6 protein-coding genes and 1 pseudogene are annotated in these 6,374 nt (G+C 50.6%); 3 read left to right on the forward strand and 4 right to left on the reverse strand.

Annotated elements, in window-relative coordinates; genetic code table 11:
- Positions 1 to 135: 135 nt before the first annotated feature.
- Positions 136 to 369, reverse strand: coding sequence for a helix-turn-helix domain-containing protein (locus tag KIH86_RS13835; RefSeq protein WP_223086142.1), 234 nt, complete (start codon positions 367 to 369; stop codon positions 136 to 138).
- Positions 370 to 450: 81 nt separating this feature from the next.
- Here KIH86_RS13835 and KIH86_RS30125 point away from each other — a divergent pair.
- Positions 451 to 750: pseudogene (locus KIH86_RS30125) on the forward strand (DUF6809 family protein); the annotation flags it as partial.
- Between the two features lie 216 nt (positions 751 to 966).
- Here KIH86_RS30125 and KIH86_RS13840 read toward each other — a convergent pair.
- Together KIH86_RS13840 and KIH86_RS13845 are read right to left on the reverse strand one after the other, a co-directional pair.
- A complete protein-coding gene (locus KIH86_RS13840; protein WP_223086141.1) occupies positions 967 to 3,213 on the reverse strand; it encodes an amylo-alpha-1,6-glucosidase in 2,247 nt (748 codons plus the stop codon).
- A 349-nt stretch (positions 3,214 to 3,562) separates the two neighbouring features.
- On the reverse strand, positions 3,563 to 4,051 hold the full coding sequence (locus KIH86_RS13845; RefSeq protein WP_223086140.1) for a MarR family winged helix-turn-helix transcriptional regulator: 489 nt from the start codon (positions 4,049 to 4,051) through the stop codon (positions 3,563 to 3,565).
- Between the two features lie 135 nt (positions 4,052 to 4,186).
- On the opposite strand from KIH86_RS13845, the gene KIH86_RS13850 reads away from it, so the two are divergent.
- Positions 4,187 to 5,170: an SDR family NAD(P)-dependent oxidoreductase gene (locus tag KIH86_RS13850; RefSeq protein WP_223086139.1), complete on the forward strand. Its 984-nt coding sequence runs from the start codon at positions 4,187 to 4,189 to the stop codon at positions 5,168 to 5,170.
- Positions 5,160 to 5,585, forward strand: coding sequence for an MFS transporter (locus tag KIH86_RS30275; RefSeq protein ID WP_456094017.1), 426 nt, complete (start codon positions 5,160 to 5,162; stop codon positions 5,583 to 5,585). The genes KIH86_RS13850 and KIH86_RS30275 overlap by 11 nt, the downstream gene beginning before the upstream one ends.
- A 178-nt stretch (positions 5,586 to 5,763) precedes the next feature.
- Here KIH86_RS30275 and KIH86_RS13860 read toward each other — a convergent pair.
- On the reverse strand, positions 5,764 to 6,374 hold a 611-nt coding region (locus KIH86_RS13860), incomplete at its 5' end, for a carbohydrate ABC transporter permease (protein ID WP_223110514.1).

Raw genomic sequence — 6,374 nt, forward strand, 5'->3', positions numbered from 1 at the left:
ATTAGTGTTTCTGTAGTCCGGTCCCAAAGACGTTTTCAACATACTTGAATCAGAAATTAGTTCTCTGATTATTGAGCCACTGTTTTACTCACTTCTTGATAAAAAATGACTACGCCAAATCACGGCATAGTCATTTTACTTACTCTCATCAATTTTTTCCTCCACAAGCTCCACTAACTCCGATGCCTTCATATTCAAAGCTTTAGCAAGAGCAAGCAAAGAATTTAAAGTTGGCTGGTGCACGCCACGTTCCAGCATGGATATGTAAGTACGGTCAAGGTTACTTTGGAAGGCCAGTTTTTCCTGGCTCATCTTTTGCTTCTTCCGGATTGTTCTAAGCACTTCTCCAAATACTTCTTCCGATTTCAAGGATATACCTCTTTTTAGTTTCATTATCTAGTTGTCTCACTAACCAAATCCACGTAGTATACTCTACAAAAGAGCCTATTAGAACAGCTGTATCATGGCAGTTTACATCCCGATGAGCAAGCCACCTCAAATGACCCGCAATACAAGCAGCTAATCCAAAAAACATCTGAAGCTATAAAGGTTTGGAAAAAGCGACTTACTGCAGAAGAGTTCCGCGAGCTTGAAAAGTTGCTGGACTTATATGGTCAAACTCATGACATGGAACTCGCCTCAATCTTCACCTACGGCTTTCGCCTGGGGGCGAGCATTATGGTCGAGGTCTTAACTGGACAAGAGGAATTGGCGCACAAGTTAAGTACTTTTCCCGATAAAACTCAGTGAACGAAGGAGCGAATCCAGTGCGCCTTAAGCTCCATAATTATTAATAGCTTTTTTAGAACCAAAACAAAAAACCTTGATTTCTCAAGGTTTTTCACTGGTACCTCCGAGGTCAGAGGTGGAACCCGCACGATGGTCACCCATCACAGGATTTTAATCCCTGCGCGTCTACCCTTCCATCACTTCAGGACTATGAATCCACAACTCCTCCCCCCTGTGCTACTTCCTCCGCCCCTCAATAACCGGATGCACCTTCCCCGCCAGCGGCTCCGCAAACTTAACCCCTTCAAAAGCCCGCCGCTCATCCTGCTGCCGCTTCAACCGCTCCGAAGAAGGCAAGCTCTTCAGCTTCTGCACCTTTGAACCCGATACAGCCGTTAGCTCTGCCGTCAGCTCAAGCTCTGTCCGGGTAATCGACAGTTTGGAGCCTGCTGTTACGTCGAGGCGCAGCACCTCAAAAGGTGCGATATCGATAACCGCCGAAAGGCCGATTCCGTTAAATGTATAGGTATAGGTCAGCGCTTCCTGACCGGGCTCATAGACAAAACCGATGCTGCCATCTCCAACCTTGACCAGTGTCTGCAAACCGTCGATCTCACGGGGAAGCCGGGGCGCCAGCGTCAGGATGCGGTTGATCATGTCCGGCCGGATTCCGAGAAAATATTGATACCATACCCGCAGCTGTTCGGCATTGGACCAGGCTTGAAGGTACGCGCCCGTCAGCTTGGCCCAGCTCTGTCCTTCGCGCGGGTAAGCGTCCATATTCTCGCACAGGCCGCCGACCACGCCCAGGTTCAGTGCCTGATTGTTCATATTCTTGAACAGTTCGTATGCTGTTTCTTCCTGCCCGGCTTCGATCATCCGCTGCATCGCGATGCCGTTCAACCAGAGCCAGACCGCGCCGTTGTGGTAAGCCTCATCCTTGTGGTACTCCTCGGTCAAATGGTACGGGTGGAAGAAAGGATGATGCCGGTCCAGGGAAGCCGTCCCCCACGGATAGACCAGCTCCTCCCAGGCCGTCCGGACGGAACGGTCGATGAAATCGCGGTCCCCGATCATATCGAGCGCGAACAGCTGGTTGGGACGAATCGAGAATTCCGGCTGATCGTCCTTGTCCAGGCGGTCGGCCAGATAGTCATGCTCCACATCCCGATAGTCCTGCTCAAAATGCTGCTTCAGCCTGTCGGCAATGCCGCTCCACCGGGCCGCGGACTCCGAATCGTTCATGTACTCAGCAAAGTAAACTCCCGCCAGCAATTGGTGATACCACAGCGCCTGAATGTCATTTGCCCGGGTATCGCGGGGCGAGAAGGATTTCAGTTCGGCATCACGGGCGTCCATCCAGGTCTCGTTGTCGTCATGCAGCAGATAGCCCTTATCGTCCGTCCAGTTGCGAATCGAACCCTCAATGCTGTTCATCACCGCAGGATACAGCTCGGGAATAACTGCTGTGTCGCCCGAATATTTGACGTAATCCTGAAGCTGGATAATAAAGCGCGGAGTCCCGTCAGTCGTATGGTAATCAATATTTTCCGGCGCGAGAATATTCGGAACTCTGCCGAAGTAGCGGGAGGTCTCGTCGGTATTCTGGTATTTGGCAAAAGACAGCAAAATATTGCGGGCCGTCTCGAACTGCCCCGTTACCAGCACCGCTCCCGGAAGGGAGATGAACTGGTCTCGCCCCCAATATTCATTAAACCAGGGAAGCCCCGCATAGATTCCATCACCCTGCTGCCGGGTCACCAATTGATCCATTGTAATATGCAGCCAGTTCAGGGCCAGGGCAAACGAATCTCCGCCGCCTTCCAGATAGGCATTTTCGCTCAAAAAGCTCTCCATGCGCCGCACCCGTTCTTTTTTCAAAACATCACCGGTTCTCCGTATATCCAGAATCAGCCCTGCCGCTTCCTCTGCGGTCTTGGCCGCCGCGATATAGAAGCCTCCCGCCGCTCCGCCGGAGCTCACGATCTCCTCCTGGACATCCACCGGCAGACCGCTTGCCGAACCGACAGCAATGACCCAATCCCCTACCGCCGCCGTGAAAAAAGCAAGCCCGTCTTCTTCCTTCAGCAATCGAACCTTATCGCCTTTAAGCCGAAGCCCGATGCTATCCCGTGCGCCCGCAAGGCTGATCTCCAGAACATTGACATAATCGAACATCCACAGTTCCTCTGTCAACGAGCCATGTCTGCGCTCCAGCTTGTAGGGATATACCCATACCTCGGCCTGCCGATTGTCCAGCTTCTGCCCGTCCGCCCACAGCTCATAGCCGCCGAAGATTTTGCGCTTGTACAGATTGAGGCCCTCGAACTCCGCATGCTCCACATGATCATTCACATGAGATTGGGTATAGTAATAGGCCGCTTCCTTGTTGGTAAATGAAACGCCGCGATTGGCCTCGGCCGGTACAAACCGCTTCATTTCATCCAGGATGTGCCGGTTCAGTTGTTTATGTTCCGTATTCATCATTTCCCTCCGTCGATTTTCGGATTTTGGCTAAGTCATCGCATCAGATCAGGCAGTCTGATTAGAGCAAACGTTTGCACAAAAGAGAAAAAGATGCCCTGCCCCTTTTCCCGATGAGGAGACCGGCATGATGCCGCTTCCCATAGCCATATCCCATTGTAGCAAAAGAATCGCAAACATGCAGTTACGAGAGGAGCATTCCGCAAAAAATAAAACGTCTCTTCCGATGATCCGGGAGACGTTTGAAGTCTGGCTGATCAGGAATCGGCGCGAGAGTGCTCCGGATTCCATATAGGGGCCATCGTCCCCCAACAATGGTCTCTCAATTCAAAGAGCCGCAGCTCACGCCCTACTCCGAACTGAATCCGTTAAAATGCCGGAGCATCCGAATGAAATCCTGAAGCTCGGCATCGCTCCAGCTGGAGATTCGATCGTAAAAAGCTGATTCTTTTTCCTTGAGCGCCCCGATCATTCGCTGCTGCCCGGACTCGGTAAGCGAAAGAACGACTCCCCTGCCATCGTCGGGAGACGCATCTTTTCTCACATAGCCCAAAGCCTCCAGCTGCTTGACGAGACGGCTGACCGCACTCCGGTCCATCGCGGTTGACTCCGCCAACACTGCGGCACTCGTCGGCCCATAGGAGTACAACCACCTTACTATATGGAAGGCGGCAGCTTGTAAGGTAGAATCGAACCGCGCTGCAGCTCTGACATTGAGCGCATGCGAAGCGCTTAAGAGCGCGTTCAGCTGCTCGCCCAGACTGATCTCCAGCTGTCCTCTCGGATCGTTGATCTCCGGCTGCTCTCCCGGATCGCTCTTGCTGTGATTATATTTCATTGCATATTCAACCTTTCTCTTGATATCAATATCGCCCGCAAATTAGTTGACATATATCCACCACATCGATATAGTGGACATATATCAATTACATTTATAGTATCACATTATTGTATCACATAAAGGAGAATGAAATTGCCTATTACATCTACCGTTGTTATAACAGGAGCCACCAGCGGATTGGGTCAGCTTACCGCCATTGAACTCGCCAAACGCGGCTATAACCTCGTTCTGACCGCAAGAAGCAAAGAGCGCGCGGACGAAACCAGAAAGAAGATAGTAGAGAGCGGCGCCCAGGCGAACATCGAGTTCTTTTTCGGGGATCTATCCTTAATGAAGGATGTTAAACGGGTCGGCGCCGAAATCGCTGCCGCCTATCCCAGAATCGACGTGCTCGTCAATAATGCCGGAATCCATGCATTTGAGTCCCGCGCCACCTCCGAAGAATTTCCCGAGATGATCGCGGTCAATTATTTGGCCCCATGGCTGTTGACCCAAGCGCTGAAGCCATCTTTACAGAACGCGGGCCAAGCCAGAGTGGTCAATGTCGCTTCCGAAGCGTCCCGCAACCATGGCACGCTGAAGCTTCCAGCGGATTTAACCGACACCGCGCCCTTCACTGCCCGCGGCTCATCCGCCATCTATGGCAAAACCAAGCTGCTTAATATCATGTTCACCGCTGAGCTCGCGCGGCAATGGACGGGAACCGGAATCAGCGTGAATGCGCTGAACCCCGGATTCAATGTGACCGGGCTTGGACGTGAGCTTAAATTCGCTTCCGTTCTGGAACGAATTCTCAAATTCCTTCATATCGGTGATCCGCGCAGAGGAACGGAGATTATCACCCGCTTAGCCGTGGAGCCGAAATATCAGCAGGAGACGGGAGGGTATTTCAATGTCGGAACCGGCAAGCCCCTCACCCCTGTCTCTCCCGGCGGAGATCCCTCGATGCAGAAGAAGCTGTGGGAAGCGACGCAAGACTTGCTTGGAAAAAAGGATTTCTTGATTAATACGCATGCGTGGAAAGGACTAATCCATAATGAGTATAGAGTCGAATCTAAATACCGTCAAAAAAAGGGCCCCTGCCCAATGGCTGACAACCGGCTACATGCTGGTTAATGGAGTGTTCATCCCCCTGACGGCCTATCTCATGCAGCGCTTTACGACCCGCGAGCTGTTTCTGTCGGCCATGCTCGCCTTTCTTGCGGGGTCCATTTTGTCGAGCGTCACTCCGGGCTTTGAACTACTGCTCATCGGACGCCTCGTCCAGGCAGCGGGTGCGGGGATTGTCATGCCGCTGCTCATGAACGTTGTGCTTCGCCATTTTTCCCGAGGAGAAACGTGGTGGAGCTATGGGAATTATCGGGGTTGCCATCATTTTCGCTCCGGCCGCCGGTCCTACCTATGCCGGGTATATGCTGGATCATTATACGTGGCGCTCGCTGTTCACTGTCATTATTCCATTTGCCGCACTTATCCCGGTGGAATCAAAATGGAAACATTGATAAAGCCTCAGCCCATGTCACCGGTTTGATATTCTTGATTTGTTTAGCTTTGACCAAAATAAAAACTCCTTTCCCAAGCTTGTGGTTAACAAGACCGAAAAAGGAGTATTTATCGTCTGGGTTCTCTGTGTTGATCGGTAAGGCGGTCACCTGGACCTCTATCAAGATAATAACAGTTCCCTTTCCGGCTCATGCAACCTCTTTCGCTTATCCCTTTAATGCCCCGATCATAACACCTTTCACAAAGTATCTCTGGACAAAGGGATATACACATAAAATAGGCAAGGTAGCAATCATAATGGTTGCATATTTGATCGTTTCGCCGATTTGCTGCTGCTCGCCTGCATTTGCCGAAGTTGACATTGAATCTGTAGAGCCGAGTACGAGTATTTCTCGAAGAATAAGCTGCAGTGGGAATAATTCACGATCTTTCAGGAATATAGATGCATAAAACCAACCGTTCCATTTATCTACGGCATAATATAGACCCATTACCGCCAGGACAGGCATAGACAGAGGAATAATAATTTTAAAGAGAATGGTGAATTGATTGGCTCCGTCAATTTTGGCCGATTCCTCCAGGCTATCTGGAATGGATTGAAAGGATGTCCGCATGATAATCAGATTGAAAGTAGAAATAGTGAAGGGCAAGATAGTAGCCCACAATGAATTCGTCAAACCAACGCCCTTAACTACCAGATACAATGGAATTAGCCCGCCACTGAAAAACATCGTAAACGTAATCATAATCATAAAATATTTATTCCAGAATACTTGCTTGCGAGATAATACGTAAGCTCCAAGAGCAGTAATGGTCA

The organism is Paenibacillus sinensis, from assembly GCF_019904155.1.
Taxonomy (GTDB): Bacteria; Bacillota; Bacilli; order Paenibacillales; family Paenibacillaceae; genus Paenibacillus_AQ; species Paenibacillus_AQ sinensis.